Consider the following 14,363-nt stretch of genomic DNA (forward strand, 5'->3'; position numbering starts at 1 on the left):
TTTATGTCGTTGTTAGCGACAGGAATTATATCTTACCACGCTAGCAACTTTTGATCAACAACTAATTTTTGGTAAACCTTTTTACCTGTTCACTTCTTTTGAAGCGACAATCAACAATTTAACATGAACTCTAACTCTATGCAACATCTTTTTTGATGCTGCTGAAACTATTATTACATGTAAAAAAGAAAGCAGTCGTTCATAAGCGACAAGAAATAATATATCATAATTAAATTTAATGAACAATACTTTTTGGGAATTTTTTTTATACATTTTTAGATGTTTATTATTACTTCAATAATATATCTCAATATAGTTGCTGATCTTTGTTTAAAAATAATACATAATACTACCGCCTTTTCCTAAATACTTTTAACATGAATGCCACTATTTAAAACTCACTCTAATTACGTTATTATGTTTTCAGATTCAGGAGAAGTGAATATTATTTCATCTACTGGATGTACTATTTTAAGATTAGGTGTTTTTCTGTTCGTTAATATCTTCTACCTCTTCTTTTGGTTGGTTTGAGTTAAAATAAATTAAACATATTCAGTAAATTTTACATATATAAAGGAAAGAAGGATCAGTTGTATTCCCTGCATTAAGGAAATAAGTCTTTGATTTGAATGGTTAATTGTCTAGTTAAAGCATTGGTGCATACTTTTCTAAATAAAGTTCATTTTTCAGTCCTCATCTCATTTAGATATTCCCTACGTATTATAAACTTACAGTTTTCTTCACCTCTCGACAACTCTTGACAATTCCGACAGAAATCACTATTATTCCATATAGTATATAAATTCCTACTAGTGTCGAAATGTGTTATTATTTAGTTGAAATCTCTTTCATTCTCCATTCACATTTCGAATGCGATCGTATGAGATCATCTAGTAAAAGGGAAGAGGGAAATAATGCAAGGGGAACAAAACATAACCACTCCGAAACAGAGCCTGTCAAACAACCTAGCTCTAACGGTAAAAACTGGGATTATTAAATCAAACTTAGTTACGATGTTTGCTGGATTAACATTGGCTTTATACACCTATCAATATAGTCTTTTTGATAAAATACCTGAAATTATCTTTGCTTTAGTTGGCTCTATTCTTGTAATGGGTGCTGCTGGTGCATTCAACAATTTATATGATCGTGATATCGACTCCATTATGGAAAGAACTAAAAACAGGCCAACTGTAACCGGTGAAATTAAAGTTACTACAGTGCTATGGCTAGCTATTTCAATGTCTATCTCTGGAGTCATTATTCTTGCTCTAGCTACTCAATTAGCTGCACTCCTAGGGTTTCTAGGATTGTTTTTTTATGTCGTGCCATATACGATGTGGAGTAAGAGAAGGACAATCTATAATACTGAAATTGGAAGTATCTCTGGAGCAATGCCACCTCTAATTGGTTGGGCAGCTATACACCCAGACATTACACACCCAGCTATTTTAGGTCTATTTGTAATAGCAGTGATTTGGCAAATGCCCCATTTCTATGCCATCGCTATCCGTAAACACGAAGAGTATAAAGCTGCTAAAGTACCGATGCTACCAGTAGTAAAAGGGATTAGAAGAACGTATATACAGACGAATGTTTACTTGGTCATTTTAATTGCAACGAGCTTTCTTTTAGGATCACTTAGCCTCGGCCTTATGTTAGTCGCACTTCTTTTAGGTGTAATATGGCTCATCCTAAGTATCTACGGTTATAAAAAAATGGATCCAGGGAAATGGGCAAAATCTTTATTTATCTTCTCGCTCATTCATATGACAGTACTATTTTCTACTGTTATTATCTATTCAGTAATTGGTATTTTATTTAAGTTATAAAAACAACGTAATGAAGCCTCTCATATTTATTTAGAGAGGCTTCTTTTTTTATTAATTTCATCAAGTCCATTTATACTTTATTGAGTATCAATACATACTAGGTATAAAAAGTAAGGTGGACTATACAAAATGAACCATACAACACTTCAAGTCGAGAAAATGAGTTGTGGAAACTGCCTTGAAACGATTGAGGCAGCACTAAGATCTATCGATGGTGTCAGTCACGCCAGAGCAAAATTAAAAGATAAGACAGTAAATATTGAATTTGATGAAACGAAAACTGAAGTTTCAAAACTAGTCGCTGCCATTGAGGAAGCTGGTTATATCATTATCTAACTGCTACGAGTTGCCAAATGTTTCAAAAGAAGAGACAGGATCCAGATTAAACTGTACCCTGCCTCTTCTTTTATGTTTTATTATGATCAATCATGAAAATTTGTACCGTCAGTTGTTTCTTTAATAATACCAGCACGGATGACAAAGTCACCAAAGTGCTCTCCTTCTTGCCGCTCCTTTGCATAGCGTGGCAATAAGACACGAAGCTCATTTAAAATTTCTTCTTCACCGATGTTTTCACGGTACATTTTACTTAGGCGACTTCCATCAAATGCTGCACCGAGATACATATTATATTTACCTGGAGCTTTACCTATAAAGCCGATTTCTGCGAGCGCATGACGTGCACAACCGTTTGGACAGCCTGTCATACGGATTGTAATTTCTTTATCATGTAGCCCGCTTTCATCTACGATTTGATCGATTTTATCTATTAGTACTGGCAAATAACGCTCAGCTTCAGCCATCGCTAGACCACATGTTGGAAAAGCTACACAGGCTAATGAACTTCGGCGGATAGCTGAATACTGTTTTCCATCAGTTAAACCAAATTGTTCAATTAAGTCAGTTATTTTCTTCTTTTTCTGGCTCGTTACATTCGCAATTACTAAGTTTTGGTTAGCCGTTAAACGAAAATCTCCTGTGTGGATTTTCGCAATTTCGCGTAAACCTGTCATTAATTTATAATCTTCGAGATCTGTGATGCGCCCACCTTCAACGAATAACGTAAAATGCCATCTACCTTTTGCACCTTTAACCCAGCCGTAACGATCACCATTGTGGTCGAAGTGGTATGGCTTTGCTTCTTCGAGGCTCCAGCCTAGACGAGCTTCAAGTTCAGCTACGACCGTATCTAAACCCAGTCGGTCAACTGTATATTTGAAACGAGCATTCTTTCGTTCAGAACGGTTTCCATAGTCACGTTGGATCATGATGATTTTTTCAGCAACGTCATAAATTTGCTCTGGTTTACAGAAGCCAATGACCTTTGCAACTTGAGGATACGTTTCTTTATCTCCATGACTCATCCCCATACCGCCGCCAATTACAATGTTAAATCCAATTAGTTTATCGTCTTCTACAATGGCAATATAACCAAGGTCCTGCGAGAAAATATCAACATCATTTGACGGTGGAACTGCAATACCAATCTTGAACTTCCTCGGTAAGTAAAGTGGTCCGTACATCGGTTCAGCTTCTTCAACATCTGGAGTCCCTGCTACCATTTCTTCATCTAACCACAACTCATGGTATGCTCTCGTGCGTGGCAATAAGTCATCACTTAATAGTTTTGACCACTTAAATACTTCCTCATGTACTTCTGATTGATCAGGGTTAGGGTTACACATAACGTTACGGTTTACATCCCCACATGCCGCTATCGTATCTAGTAAAGAAGCATGGATTTCTTGGATTGTTTTTTTCATATTCCATTTTAATATACCGTGCATTTGAAACGCTTGACGCGTCGTCAATTTTAAAGTCCCATTCCCGTATCTTTGAGCTAGATCATCCATCACAAGCCATTGTTCAGGGGTAGCTACCCCACCAGGAGTACGCACTCGTAACATAAATTGATACGCAGGCTCTAATTTTTGTTTTTGACGCTCATTACGAAGATCACGGTCATCCTGTAAATAACTTCCATGGAATTTCATCAAACGGTTATCATCATCTGAAATACCTGCACTAATCCGATCAAGCATTGTTTCTTTCAAGGTACCGCGCAGATAATTACTTTCTTCTTTAATACGTTCAACATCACTTGGCGGGCCTTCGGGTGCTTTTAACAAAGTCTTATTCACCATGTTTATAAACTCCTTTCAATCAATAAATCAATATACATCTCGTTGATATCGTTTTTGTTGTTGCATATTTGCTAAGTAAGCTTCTGCTTCATTACGGTTCAAGTTACCTTCTTTTTCGATAATATCAAGAAGTGTGTTGTGAACGTCATGTGCCATATGCTTTTCATCCCCACAAATATAAACCACTGCCCCTTCTTGAAGCCATTGGAACAGTTCTTTACTATTTTCAAGCATACGGTGCTGCACATAAACCTTTTCTTCTGTATCACGAGAAAACGCAACATCCATATTCGTTAGGACACCGTCTTTTAGCCACTTTTGCCATTCTGTTTGATAGAGAAAATCTGTTACAAAATGCTGATCGCCAAAGAACATCCACGACTTACCTTCCGCTGCGATCTCTTCACGTTCTTGCATAAAGGCACGGAACGGAGCAACTCCTGTACCTGGACCAACCATAATAATCGGTGTATCTGGATTTTCAGGCAACTTAAAGTTTTGGTTATTTTGAATAAAGATCGGTAATGTATCTCCCGGTTGTAAACGTTCTGCACATAAAATAGAACATACGCCATTTCTTTCACGTCCATGAGCTTCATATCGTACAGCTCCAATTGTTAAATGAACTTCATCAGGGTTTGCCGATAAGCTACTTGCGATTGAATAAAGGCGCGGCGGCATTTTTCTAAGTACTGAAACAAACTCCTGTGCTGATGCTCCCCAAGGACCATAATCGCGAAATAAATCTAATAAGTCACGGCCTTTAATATATTCCTTTAACTTTGCTTCACTGCCTGGTAAAACTAGTTCATGAAGCTCGTTGTTTGTTGACAACTTCGCAATCTGCTCTAGGAGAGGCTTTGTTATAACAGTAATTTCAAAATGCGTACTTAACGCTTCCTTAAACGAGCTAATTGCCCCTTGTTTATTTACAGTCACACTCTCATTCGGGTCGAACTTAATTTCTTTTAATAGTAATTCAACTAATTCAGGATCATTTTCTGGATAAACACCTAGACTATCACCTGGCTCATATGTTAAGCCTGAACCTTCTAGTGAAATTTCCAGATGACGTGTTTCTTTATTAGACCCACGACCATTTAAATTTAAATTCTCTAGTACTTCCGCTTGAAACGGAGTTGTACGATTATAAATTGTTGTAGCCGCTTCTTGTGCAGAATTTCCAACAGGTTCTGCAGCTGTTCCTTCCTGCGCTTCACTTAGGCCACCAATTACTCCTTTAACCCACTCGGCTGCTGGCTCGTCGAAGTCTAGGTCACAGTCCACACGTGCATAAAGTCTTGTACCACCTAACTCCTCTAACCTTTGATCAAACTCTTTTCCTGTTTGACAGAAGAATTCATATGAGCTGTCTCCAAGCGACAATACAGAAAATCTTAAACCATCAAGCTTCGGGGCGCGTCTACCATGGAGAAACTCATGGAAAGAAATTGCGTTATCTGGTGGTTCACCTTCTCCGTGTGTACTTACAACAATTAGTAAATTTTCTACCTTTTTGAATTGATTAGGCTTAAAATCACTCATCGAAGAAACAGTTACCTTAAATCCTTGTTTTTCAAGAGTTTTACCCGTACTGTCAGCAAGTCTTTGAGCGTTTCCTGTTTGCGAACCATAAAGAACGGTTACATCTTTAGAAATTGCCTTAGCTGGAGTCGGGGCTGTTACTTCTGTTGGTTGTGTTGCTACTACTCCTGGAGCTGTAGTAACAGACTGAGTCGCTGCTAAATAACCACACAACCATACTTTTTGTGATTCTGTTAACGTTGGCAGAAGGCGATTAAGGAGTTCTGCCTGCTCCTCATTAAACGGACTGTTCATGACTTGTAATTGCAACAAAATCCACCTCACAAAATATAAAACTAATAAATGAATAATTTTATCGTACTACATTATTCCTATAAGTCAAATTGGTTTTAATTATTTTTATAATTTAAATTACTAATTATTGAAATAGGATTCGTTTATTTTTGATAGATTATGTTGCCATTTCAGGTCGAATCATCAGAGGATAATAAATATTATTTATACTAAATATTTGTTAGAGGAAATTGTTGATATTAGTTAATTTCACACGATGAGCCTTTCAGGAACTGAAAGGTTGAAAAGGTGGCCTGAAATAACCAAGAAAATGCTTTACGAGGATGGAATAAACGACCTGCAAACGTTTACGCAAGGCTACACAGCCAAACTAACACTGGCCCATCTCTCCCCTTGTACATTGAAATTATTGAATTAATAGACATCGAAAAAGCGGTTCTCGATGGTGTTGTAGATATTGGACTTTCATACTTAGAAAGCTTTCACCCTGATCTTAAAAGCACCTTACTATACAAAGTTAAGGTTATTAGTTACACAACACGATGGTAGATACGCAGAGTCTGCGTATACACTTGATGAAGAAGAAATATTATCAGCAAATTACTTATTAACTCATAATCATCCTGGCTATTGTACAACTTATGTAAGACGGTAAAATTATTTTACCCTGCAGTTCAGATGATGAAAGTTTCGCAAATCCATATCACAAAACGTTTTATCGTGAAGGACTTGGAGTTTCCTATCTCCCTTCGTCAACTGTCAGAAGAGAATTGCTTGAAGGTAGTCTCCTCAAGATTGATACAAAATCATTCCCGCTGCCAGAGGCAAATACATATGCGGTCCTAAAATACCATCACCAAGCCCAAGAAAAATTTTTAAGCTTTTTAATCCAAGGACAGATTATGATATTTATGCTTTTCGAATATTGGATCTTGTTTAATAACATCGCTTACTGCATAAACAGCAAATAGTATTTTTAATACTTTTCAATTGTCGTATCTAATATACAATGGTACAGTCAGATAAGAGAAAAAGATAAATAACGTAGATTGTGAAGGTGACTAACATGATTGAGGTAAAGAACTCTACAATAAGTGAAGGTGAATTCAACCGAGGTGTTTTCGCCACTCAAGACATAGCAAAAGGCCAGCTTTTCCATGAAGCGCCAGTTGTTCCTGTTCCTAATGAACAACATGAATTTTTGGATCAAACAATACTCGGAGATTATGTATATGAATATGGTATTAACCATACGGCAATAGTCTTAGGATATGGCATGCTTTTTAACCATTCGTATGAGCCAAATGCAACCTATGAAATTAATTTTGACAACCACACTTTTGATTACTATGCGTATAAGGATATAAAAAAAGGTGAAGAAATATTTATCAACTATAATGGTGAAGTTGATGATAATGAACCACTTTGGTTTAATAAAGATGATGGTAAAGAAAACGATTAAATGATATTAGGCGCTTTCCTTTATTGAAGGAAGCGCCCATTATTTTATTGTTGAAAATGAAAGGCGGATACATTCGCTTGTTTTGCAAAATCTTCCACTGAAATATCATCTAGTAAATGTTCTTCCATATAGTTAATTGCCTTCTGTAAAGCTTCAACCAACCCATACTTAGATCCTAGTCATAGCACTCTTGTATAGACATAAACCTGTCATTTTATGCTTTGTTCTGACCGTTTTAAGGTGCTTAAATTATCTATGTATGTCTGAATATCTTTTTTACTCTTTAGGATAATGATATTTTTTTGTATACCTGATTGATGAAATTGCTCGAGACGATCATTCATTTTTTTCTTTCGCGAATGATAAGTGGTACATATAAATTTTAAAAACTCGTAATCTATTTTTTCTTTACAACCTGGTGCCATGTCAGGTCTAGTCTTACCTATATTTAGTAGCAACCTTTTAAAGACACGGGATATGCATACAATTAACGGAAGTTCTAAATAAATGATCGTGTCTGCATACTTGGCACGAATGTCGTATGTATTACTATAGTTACCCTCAATGATCCATTTTTCTTTCTCTACTATCTTTTGTTGATGTGCTGCAAACTCTTCGACTGTTGACTCAACCCAATTTCGCTTCCAGTACAGTTTATCCAAATGAAATACTTCTATATTTAATATCCTACCTAACCTTTGAGCAAAAGTAGACTTTCCAACACCAGCAGAAACCCCTAAAATCATAATACGTCTCATTTTTAAAAATCCTCCTTACTTTAAAAAAACAATGATTAAACCTTCTAATTGTCTATGCACTAAAGGTCTTCAAGACTCAAGTAACATTTCATGTACGATCACATATCAAGTATAATTTAAGTAGTCTTATTAACGGAAAGGAGCTAATGATTATGCGAAGTAGCGGAAAGTCGAGACTGTTAGAACATTTTAAGAAAAACGTAGGAAAAGACTTATGTCGAAAAGAGCTAAGTAATGTAGCTGGTGTTCATGATTGGCAACGTACGATCCGCTCTCTTAGAAAAGACGACGGTTGGGATATTGAAACATTAAAAGATGGTTATCGATTAAATTCTTTAACACAAACAGCAACCGACACTAAAAGGGAACCTATTAATGATAAGCTACGATATGCCGTATTACAAAGGGACCTTTCAACCTGCCAACGCTGTGGCAGAGGAATAAAAGACGGTGTTAAGCTACATATAGACCATAAAACACCTGTTGATATGGGAGGAAAATCTACTCTCGACAACCTTTGGACGTTATGTGAGCAGTGTAACCTTGGGAAGAAAAATTTATTTTCCGATGAAGATAATGAAAAAATGAAAGTTGTCCTCTCACAACCTAGTGGTTATCAGAAATTAAAAGTATATATTGAACTGACCCCTAATAAAATACTCGAACCTGAAAAATTGCAAATTATAAGTAATATACGAGATTGGACACGGACATTACGGGATATTCGAAAGAAATATTCACTGAATATAAAATATATTAAGCCAAATGAGCAATATCCAAGTGGCGCTTATTATTACGATACAGAAAAGGAGTAGACAAGTCTACTTCTAACTATTTTTCCTGCACTCCCTATACTGTTTAAATATTAGATACATCAATTCTATAACTCATGTATATGATTTATTAGTGTAGATCTTATCTATAAGAGGGGGTTATAGGATGTTGGCTAATATTGCAAACAGGTTTTCACGGCTTGTAGAAAGGTATTTGCCAGATGCATTTGTAATCGCTGTATTAATGACTTTACTTGTTTTTTTCGTCGGATGGTTAATGAACTTTTCAACACCAATGGCGCTTGTTGAATCATGGGGACAAGGGTTTTGGACTTATTTAGCATTTACAATGCAAATGGTTTTATTGTTAATGACAGGAATGGTTCTTGCCTCAGTTCCCTTTATTAACAAAGGATTAGAAAAAATCGCTACCTTTTCTAACGGGGCGAAGAAACCGTATGTACTCGTCTTTTTAATTGCCTCGTTTGCATATTATATTAACTGGGGTTTAGCAGTTGTTGTTGGTGCTATCTTAGCAAGAGAAATCGGTAGACGCAATCAAGAAGCTCACTTCCCGCTACTCGTTGCATCTGCATATGCACCAACAGTCCTTTACACAGCTGGTCTCTCTAGCTCAATCGGACTCACCGTTGCTACAGAAGGTCATTTTTTAGCTGATGTAATGGGCGTCATACCAACATCAGAAACCATTTTTCACACATCCACTATTACAATCTTCCTTGCATTGCTTATAACAATGCCTATCTTCATTGTGCTAATGGCTCCAAAAAACAAGTCAGAGATCATTCCATTCAACCCAAAAACTTCTAAACAAGTCGATGTTTCTCCCGACCCTATAACTACTAACACTAACCTATCTCCAGCAAAAAAGTTAGAATCTACACCTTTCTTCGGGATTATAACTGGTGCGATTGGTCTCCTATATGTCACTTCTTACTTTGTAAAGGGAGGCGACCTTGATTTAAATGTAATTAATCTTTTGTTTTTCGCCGCTGGTCTCTTGTTCCATCGTTCTTTAGGAAATTTCGCAAGTGCGTTTAAAAAAGCTGCCTCGTCGATTTCTCCTATTATCCTGCAATTTCCTTTTTATGCGGGGATCATCGCCCTCCTTGGAAGCTCGGGATTAGGGGAATGGATCATCGGCGGTATGTCTTCGATTGCATCAAGTGAAACATTTAACGTATTTTCCTTCTGGGTAGCGGGGTTTGTAAATATATTAGCACCATCTGGCGGCGGTCAATGGGCGTTACAAGGCCCTCTCCAAATCCCAGCAGCCCTTGAACTTGGAGTAGATCCAGCAAAAACTGCAATGGCTGTCGGGTGGGGAGACGCATGGACTAATTTAATACAACCATTCTGGGCCCTCCCAATCTTAAGTGTTGTAGGACTCCACATTCGTAACATCATGGGCTATTGTATCCTCTTATCGATCTGGGTGGGATTATTAGTAACTGTGTTAATTTTCGTTTTATATTAGGTCAGGAGAAGTTCTCCACGCTACAAAGCGGTTGTTGTTAACAACGTTCGGAGTCAAATTTTTACACTTACTCGTGTCATTCATAGAGCGGCAATTGCAACGAGTAGATGATATTATAAAAGTAATTCATTTACGCGGAGGCTACTCTAGCTGGAAAAAAGTAAAAACACCAGCTAAATCCTGTTAATAAAATAATATGTCCATGTTAAAAAAGGTGGCTGCAAAAAAATGCTGCCACCTTAACTATAATTTTTAATCATATTCTCAATTTCCATCTCTATCTCTTCCACTAAAACAGCTGGTGATAGAACTTTAACTTTACTTCCCCACGTCAAAATCCACCCTTTTAATCCGTCACTTATTTTCGCTTTTGCTTTAAGTATAAAAGTCTCCCTATCTGTAAGTCTTATATTTGCTTGAATGCCAAACTTATCGATCACACCATTTAGTACGCTTTGGTCTAATTTGAATTCAAGCATTACCCATTCATCTTGACCGCCAAACATATGAAACGAGTTTTGTACGTACATACTAAGATCCCGCGTTTTTTTCACAAAGCGTTCATCGGTAATAGTTACATTCCTCATTCGATCAAGGCGATAGTTTCTCGGGTTTCCCTTCTCATCATATTTAATATCTTCACCAATAAGATAATAAAAATTAGACTCCCAAATCAATGCATGAGGTTCAATTTGATAAATAGCACCCCCATGCCTTAATTGAAATTTCTTATTGAAATCAAAGTCACCGTATTGAAAGTTAATCATTTTCTGTTCATAAATAGCAGTATGAATAATATCAATATGTAACTTTATTAACTGGTAATTACTGTTGATTGATTGATGATATACGATTGGATCAGGTAGTGATTTTGCCTTATATTTACTTGTCAATTTTTTTAAGTTATTAACGAGGTGCTTCTTTTCGTCTTCGGTTATAAACCTTGCCGAAAGTATCGGATCAATTAAGAGTCTTAGCTGGTAGTTTTCGAATAGTCTGTCCTGATGACTGTAATAAATCTCACCGTACTTCTCAACATTTTCAATAATTTCAAAACCTGTTGCTTGTAAGGTTTTAATATATCTTTTCACCGCTTTTTGTTCAACATTTTCGTTAGGACCAAGCTGCATTTTTAACTTTCCTACTAAATCCTTTATGGATAATTGATGGTGGTCATCTGTATGTTCAAGAAAAATTTGTTTTAATAAAAGTAATCGTAGTCCCGTTTTCACTTCACCCACTATCTCACCTCATTTTCCCTTTAACTCCTTTAATTGTATTTCATCATTGAACACTAACTTAACTAAATTCATCTATTAACTTTTGAAGTGGAACAACTTCCTTGATTGTCGTGAAGCTGTTTGCGAAAATAAAGCTTGAAGGATGAAAGGGTGGTAGGACATGCTTGGGCAAAAAAGAATAAGAGATTATGGAGTGAAAATTGGACAATTAGAAACAGGGAAATATAACGCGATTACCGATGTAGACGGTGTTACTGTTGGTCATCATACATTGAGTGATGGAGAAATGCAAACTGGTGTGACTGCTTTACTCCCCCATCAAGGAAATCTTTTTAAAGAAAAATTAATTGCCTCGACCCATGTGATCAATGGCTTCGGTAAAACGATGGGTTCGATCCAAATGAATGAATTAGGCACATTAGAAACACCTCTTATTTTAACAAATACTTTAAGTGTAGGAACAGCTGCAGATGCACTAATTGAATACATGCTTAACCAAAATCCCGAAGTCGGACGAACAACTGGAACAGTTAATCCTTTAGTCGGTGAATGTAATGATATGATCTTAAATGACATTCGAGCGAGGGCCATTACAAAAGACCACGTTCTTCAAGCTTTAGAAAATACAGCTACAGAATTCAAAGAGGGAACTGTCGGCGCAGGAACTGGAATGGTTTGTTATTCATTGAAGGGTGGAATCGGTAGTGCTTCAAGGGTAATACATCTAAATCATGGAACTTATACAATAGGTGTTTTAGTTTTATCTAACTTTGGAAAACTAAATGATTTAACTATAGCTGGAATGCCGATTGGAAAAAACATAGACGAGGCGATGACGCGTAACTACGAAGATCGGGACAAAGGTTCAATCATATTTATTGTTGCAACAGATTTGCCTGTATCTGAAAGACAGTTAAACCGTATAATTAAACGAACTGTAACAGGTCTAGCTAGAACAGGATCTATTATTACAAATGGAAGTGGGGATATTGCGATTGGATTTTCTACCGCAGCTAAAATCCCTCACGAAAAACCAGCTCAATGTCTTTCAATTTCTATAATACATGAAGAAGAGATTGACTTAGCTTTCCGAGCGGTTGGCGAAGCGACTGAAGAAGCAATCCTGAATTCGTTAATTACTGCCACTCATGTTGTAGGTCATGATGGCAATGAGAGACCCATATTAAGTTCTGTTTTAGAGGAATATGGAATTCAACTCACATAACCTCACTAATACCAATTTCATTGGCACCTAAGACCTAAACTGCGGTGCCTTTTTTCCTTGAATTACCATTCACACTTATTTTTTTATTCCAAAACTCTCCTCATATAGTTTTTCAAAAATCATGATCCCCTGATAAAAAGATCGACTGTAATTATCTCCATCTACTGTCCAAGAAGTGGCCAAAACAGCATGACAATACCCCCAAAGTAAAAGTCTTTTTTTATCTAATTGTAGTTCATGAGTAAAAATATCAACTCTTTTTCTCATGACGTCGTAAGCTCCTTCTTCAGGCAGCTTATTTAACAGATATTGAATGAGATCATATTCTGCTTCACCAATTAGACCCTTTGGATCAATAGCCTTCCAGGAGCCGTCCTTACATAAGAGGATATTGTATGGATGAAAGTCACCATGAAGAAGCCAACTCTCTTTCGTTGTTTTATTTAAGTAATGAAACAATTTCAGTGCCTTTTCCAGTGTATCTTTTGTAATTGGGCCGATACCATTACGATGTTCACTGAAGATTTCTCTTAACTTTTTTTCCCTATCTTTAGTCGTAGAAATTTTTGTGATTGTTGGCACTCGCGTAATTAGTGTACGGAACACACGAGCAGCTATTAAACAGGCGTCTTCATCCTCATTCATATCTGCCAATGCATGACCTGGAGTAATTTTCTCCAATACCATAACTCCACGCTCTGTGTCCGCATCAATTAACCTTACTATACCTCGCTTTTGAAGTAATTGTAGTGCCTCAAGCTCACCTAAAAATTCGTCCCCTGGTAAACAGAGCTTTACGACAACCTCTTTCCCATTCAGTAACTTAGCAGGTGCAGCATAATTGATTGAAAGAGTATACGGTTTCTGTATTTGTAATGACCACTTTTCTTCACAGTATTTGATGATATTAGGCAATTCGTCTAACCATTTCTTCCCCAACTCATTAAAACAATGTTTTACATTTTGAACAAATTGTAATTGTAACTCCATCACCATCAGCTCTTTTCTATACCATTTTGTGATGTTCGTCCGCCTAATTTGTAAAAGGATAAGCTCTTTTTTGTTAAACATAAATAAAATAGCTATATCTTGAAGGAGGTGAATTGGATTGAATACAGCTTCATTTCAAGGTATGTACGGATTTATACCAAATGATGTGAGATCTGGGTTTTCTAATAGACAAAGTCATATTTGGGCACACCCTAATATGTATCAAGGTCATTTTGGATATCACCCTTATTTTTACCCTAATTACGGGAACGTTGGATCCATTTATCCAAACGTAAACCATGGCCACATCGAACATTATCAACCAGAAGGAAATCATAGCTACGTAGACGGTCAGTATGGCAATCAATTAAAGGTCAAGCAATTAGTAAAAAAACAAAACAAAAGTCAATCGCCAATAAAACACCATGAATATCACTGGCACCATGGGTACCCTTTCGGACAAGGTTCTGGCTCATTTCCTGACTATTACAACTCAAATTACTGAGTATACTTCTATACGCGGATTTAGGACTCATCGTGTAAAATTACCTTTAAGGTAAATACTATATTTTAACAGACCCTATAAAAAGAGAATAAATCA

General features: G+C 36.6%; 12 protein-coding genes. 7 read left to right on the forward strand and 5 right to left on the reverse strand.

The window, feature by feature from the left end; all coding sequences use genetic code 11:
• The first annotated feature begins 914 nt into the window (after nucleotides 1–914).
• Both cyoE and GKP30_RS19365 read left to right on the forward strand, forming a co-directional pair.
• The gene (gene cyoE, locus GKP30_RS19360) at nucleotides 915–1,832 is read left to right on the forward strand and encodes a heme o synthase (RefSeq protein WP_216831115.1); all 918 of its coding nucleotides are present in this window, start codon (nucleotides 915–917) and stop codon (nucleotides 1,830–1,832) included.
• Between the two features lie 129 nt (nucleotides 1,833–1,961).
• Nucleotides 1,962–2,168 (forward strand): heavy-metal-associated domain-containing protein, encoded by a 207-nt coding sequence (locus GKP30_RS19365; RefSeq protein ID WP_216831116.1) that lies wholly within the window; start codon nucleotides 1,962–1,964, stop codon nucleotides 2,166–2,168.
• A gap of 86 nt (nucleotides 2,169–2,254) precedes the next feature.
• On the opposite strand, the gene cysI is transcribed toward GKP30_RS19365, so the two are convergent.
• Nucleotides 2,255–3,976: an assimilatory sulfite reductase (NADPH) hemoprotein subunit gene (gene cysI / locus GKP30_RS19370; RefSeq protein WP_216831117.1), complete on the reverse strand. Its 1,722-nt coding sequence runs from the start codon at nucleotides 3,974–3,976 to the stop codon at nucleotides 2,255–2,257.
• Nucleotides 3,977–4,003: 27 nt separating this feature from the next.
• Nucleotides 4,004–5,830, reverse strand: a complete 1,827-nt coding sequence (locus GKP30_RS19375) for an assimilatory sulfite reductase (NADPH) flavoprotein subunit (RefSeq protein WP_216831118.1) — start codon at nucleotides 5,828–5,830, stop codon at nucleotides 4,004–4,006.
• Between the two features lie 1,051 nt (nucleotides 5,831–6,881).
• Here GKP30_RS19375 and GKP30_RS19380 point away from each other — a divergent pair.
• On the forward strand, nucleotides 6,882–7,277 hold the full coding sequence (locus GKP30_RS19380; RefSeq protein WP_216831119.1) for an SET domain-containing protein: 396 nt from the start codon (nucleotides 6,882–6,884) through the stop codon (nucleotides 7,275–7,277).
• A gap of 209 nt (nucleotides 7,278–7,486) precedes the next feature.
• On the opposite strand, the gene GKP30_RS19390 is transcribed toward GKP30_RS19380, so the two are convergent.
• Nucleotides 7,487–8,035: a P-loop NTPase family protein gene (locus GKP30_RS19390; RefSeq protein WP_216831120.1), complete on the reverse strand. Its 549-nt coding sequence runs from the start codon at nucleotides 8,033–8,035 to the stop codon at nucleotides 7,487–7,489.
• A 152-nt stretch (nucleotides 8,036–8,187) separates the two neighbouring features.
• On the opposite strand from GKP30_RS19390, the gene GKP30_RS19395 reads away from it, so the two are divergent.
• Nucleotides 8,188–8,850, forward strand: a complete 663-nt coding sequence (locus tag GKP30_RS19395; RefSeq protein ID WP_216831121.1) for an HNH endonuclease — start codon at nucleotides 8,188–8,190, stop codon at nucleotides 8,848–8,850.
• 124 nt (nucleotides 8,851–8,974) lie between these two features.
• Entirely contained in the window at nucleotides 8,975–10,306 is a 1,332-nt protein-coding gene (locus GKP30_RS19400) for a short-chain fatty acid transporter (protein ID WP_216831122.1), read from the forward strand.
• Between the two features lie 239 nt (nucleotides 10,307–10,545).
• Here the strand turns inward: GKP30_RS19400 and GKP30_RS23815 are convergent, their stop codons facing one another.
• A complete protein-coding gene (locus GKP30_RS23815; RefSeq protein WP_328703186.1) occupies nucleotides 10,546–11,547 on the reverse strand; it encodes a helix-turn-helix transcriptional regulator in 1,002 nt (333 codons plus the stop codon).
• Nucleotides 11,548–11,707: 160 nt separating this feature from the next.
• On the opposite strand from GKP30_RS23815, the gene GKP30_RS19410 reads away from it, so the two are divergent.
• The gene (locus GKP30_RS19410; RefSeq protein ID WP_216831123.1) at nucleotides 11,708–12,772 is read left to right on the forward strand and encodes a DmpA family aminopeptidase; all 1,065 of its coding nucleotides are present in this window, start codon (nucleotides 11,708–11,710) and stop codon (nucleotides 12,770–12,772) included.
• 75 nt (nucleotides 12,773–12,847) lie between these two features.
• Here the strand turns inward: GKP30_RS19410 and GKP30_RS19415 are convergent, their stop codons facing one another.
• Complete coding sequence (locus GKP30_RS19415) at nucleotides 12,848–13,762, reverse strand: aminoglycoside phosphotransferase family protein (protein WP_216831124.1); 915 nt, start codon at nucleotides 13,760–13,762, stop codon at nucleotides 12,848–12,850.
• A 118-nt stretch (nucleotides 13,763–13,880) separates the two neighbouring features.
• On the opposite strand from GKP30_RS19415, the gene GKP30_RS19420 reads away from it, so the two are divergent.
• On the forward strand, nucleotides 13,881–14,267 hold the full coding sequence (locus GKP30_RS19420) for a hypothetical protein (protein ID WP_216831125.1): 387 nt from the start codon (nucleotides 13,881–13,883) through the stop codon (nucleotides 14,265–14,267).
• Nucleotides 14,268–14,363: the final 96 nt, after the last annotated feature.

The sequence above is a fragment of the Alkalihalobacterium elongatum genome, from assembly GCF_019024285.1.
Taxonomy (GTDB): domain Bacteria; phylum Bacillota; class Bacilli; order Bacillales; family Bacillaceae_F; genus Alkalihalobacterium; species Alkalihalobacterium elongatum.

Excerpts from the sequence above, each read along its gene's own strand:
- cyoE (WP_216831115.1), top strand. The coding sequence starts at position 915 with ATGCAAGGGGAACAAAACATAACCACTCCGAAACAGAGCCTGTCAAAC.
- GKP30_RS19365 (WP_216831116.1), top strand. The coding sequence starts at position 1,962 with ATGAACCATACAACACTTCAAGTCGAGAAAATGAGTTGTGGAAACTGC.
- cysI (WP_216831117.1), bottom strand. The coding sequence starts at position 3,976 with ATGGTGAATAAGACTTTGTTAAAAGCACCCGAAGGCCCGCCAAGTGAT.
- GKP30_RS19380 (WP_216831119.1), top strand. The coding sequence starts at position 6,882 with ATGATTGAGGTAAAGAACTCTACAATAAGTGAAGGTGAATTCAACCGA.
- GKP30_RS19390 (WP_216831120.1), bottom strand. The coding sequence starts at position 8,035 with ATGAGACGTATTATGATTTTAGGGGTTTCTGCTGGTGTTGGAAAGTCT.
- GKP30_RS19395 (WP_216831121.1), top strand. The coding sequence starts at position 8,188 with ATGCGAAGTAGCGGAAAGTCGAGACTGTTAGAACATTTTAAGAAAAAC.
- GKP30_RS19400 (WP_216831122.1), top strand. The coding sequence starts at position 8,975 with ATGTTGGCTAATATTGCAAACAGGTTTTCACGGCTTGTAGAAAGGTAT.
- GKP30_RS19410 (WP_216831123.1), top strand. The coding sequence starts at position 11,708 with ATGCTTGGGCAAAAAAGAATAAGAGATTATGGAGTGAAAATTGGACAA.
- GKP30_RS19415 (WP_216831124.1), bottom strand. The coding sequence starts at position 13,762 with ATGGAGTTACAATTACAATTTGTTCAAAATGTAAAACATTGTTTTAAT.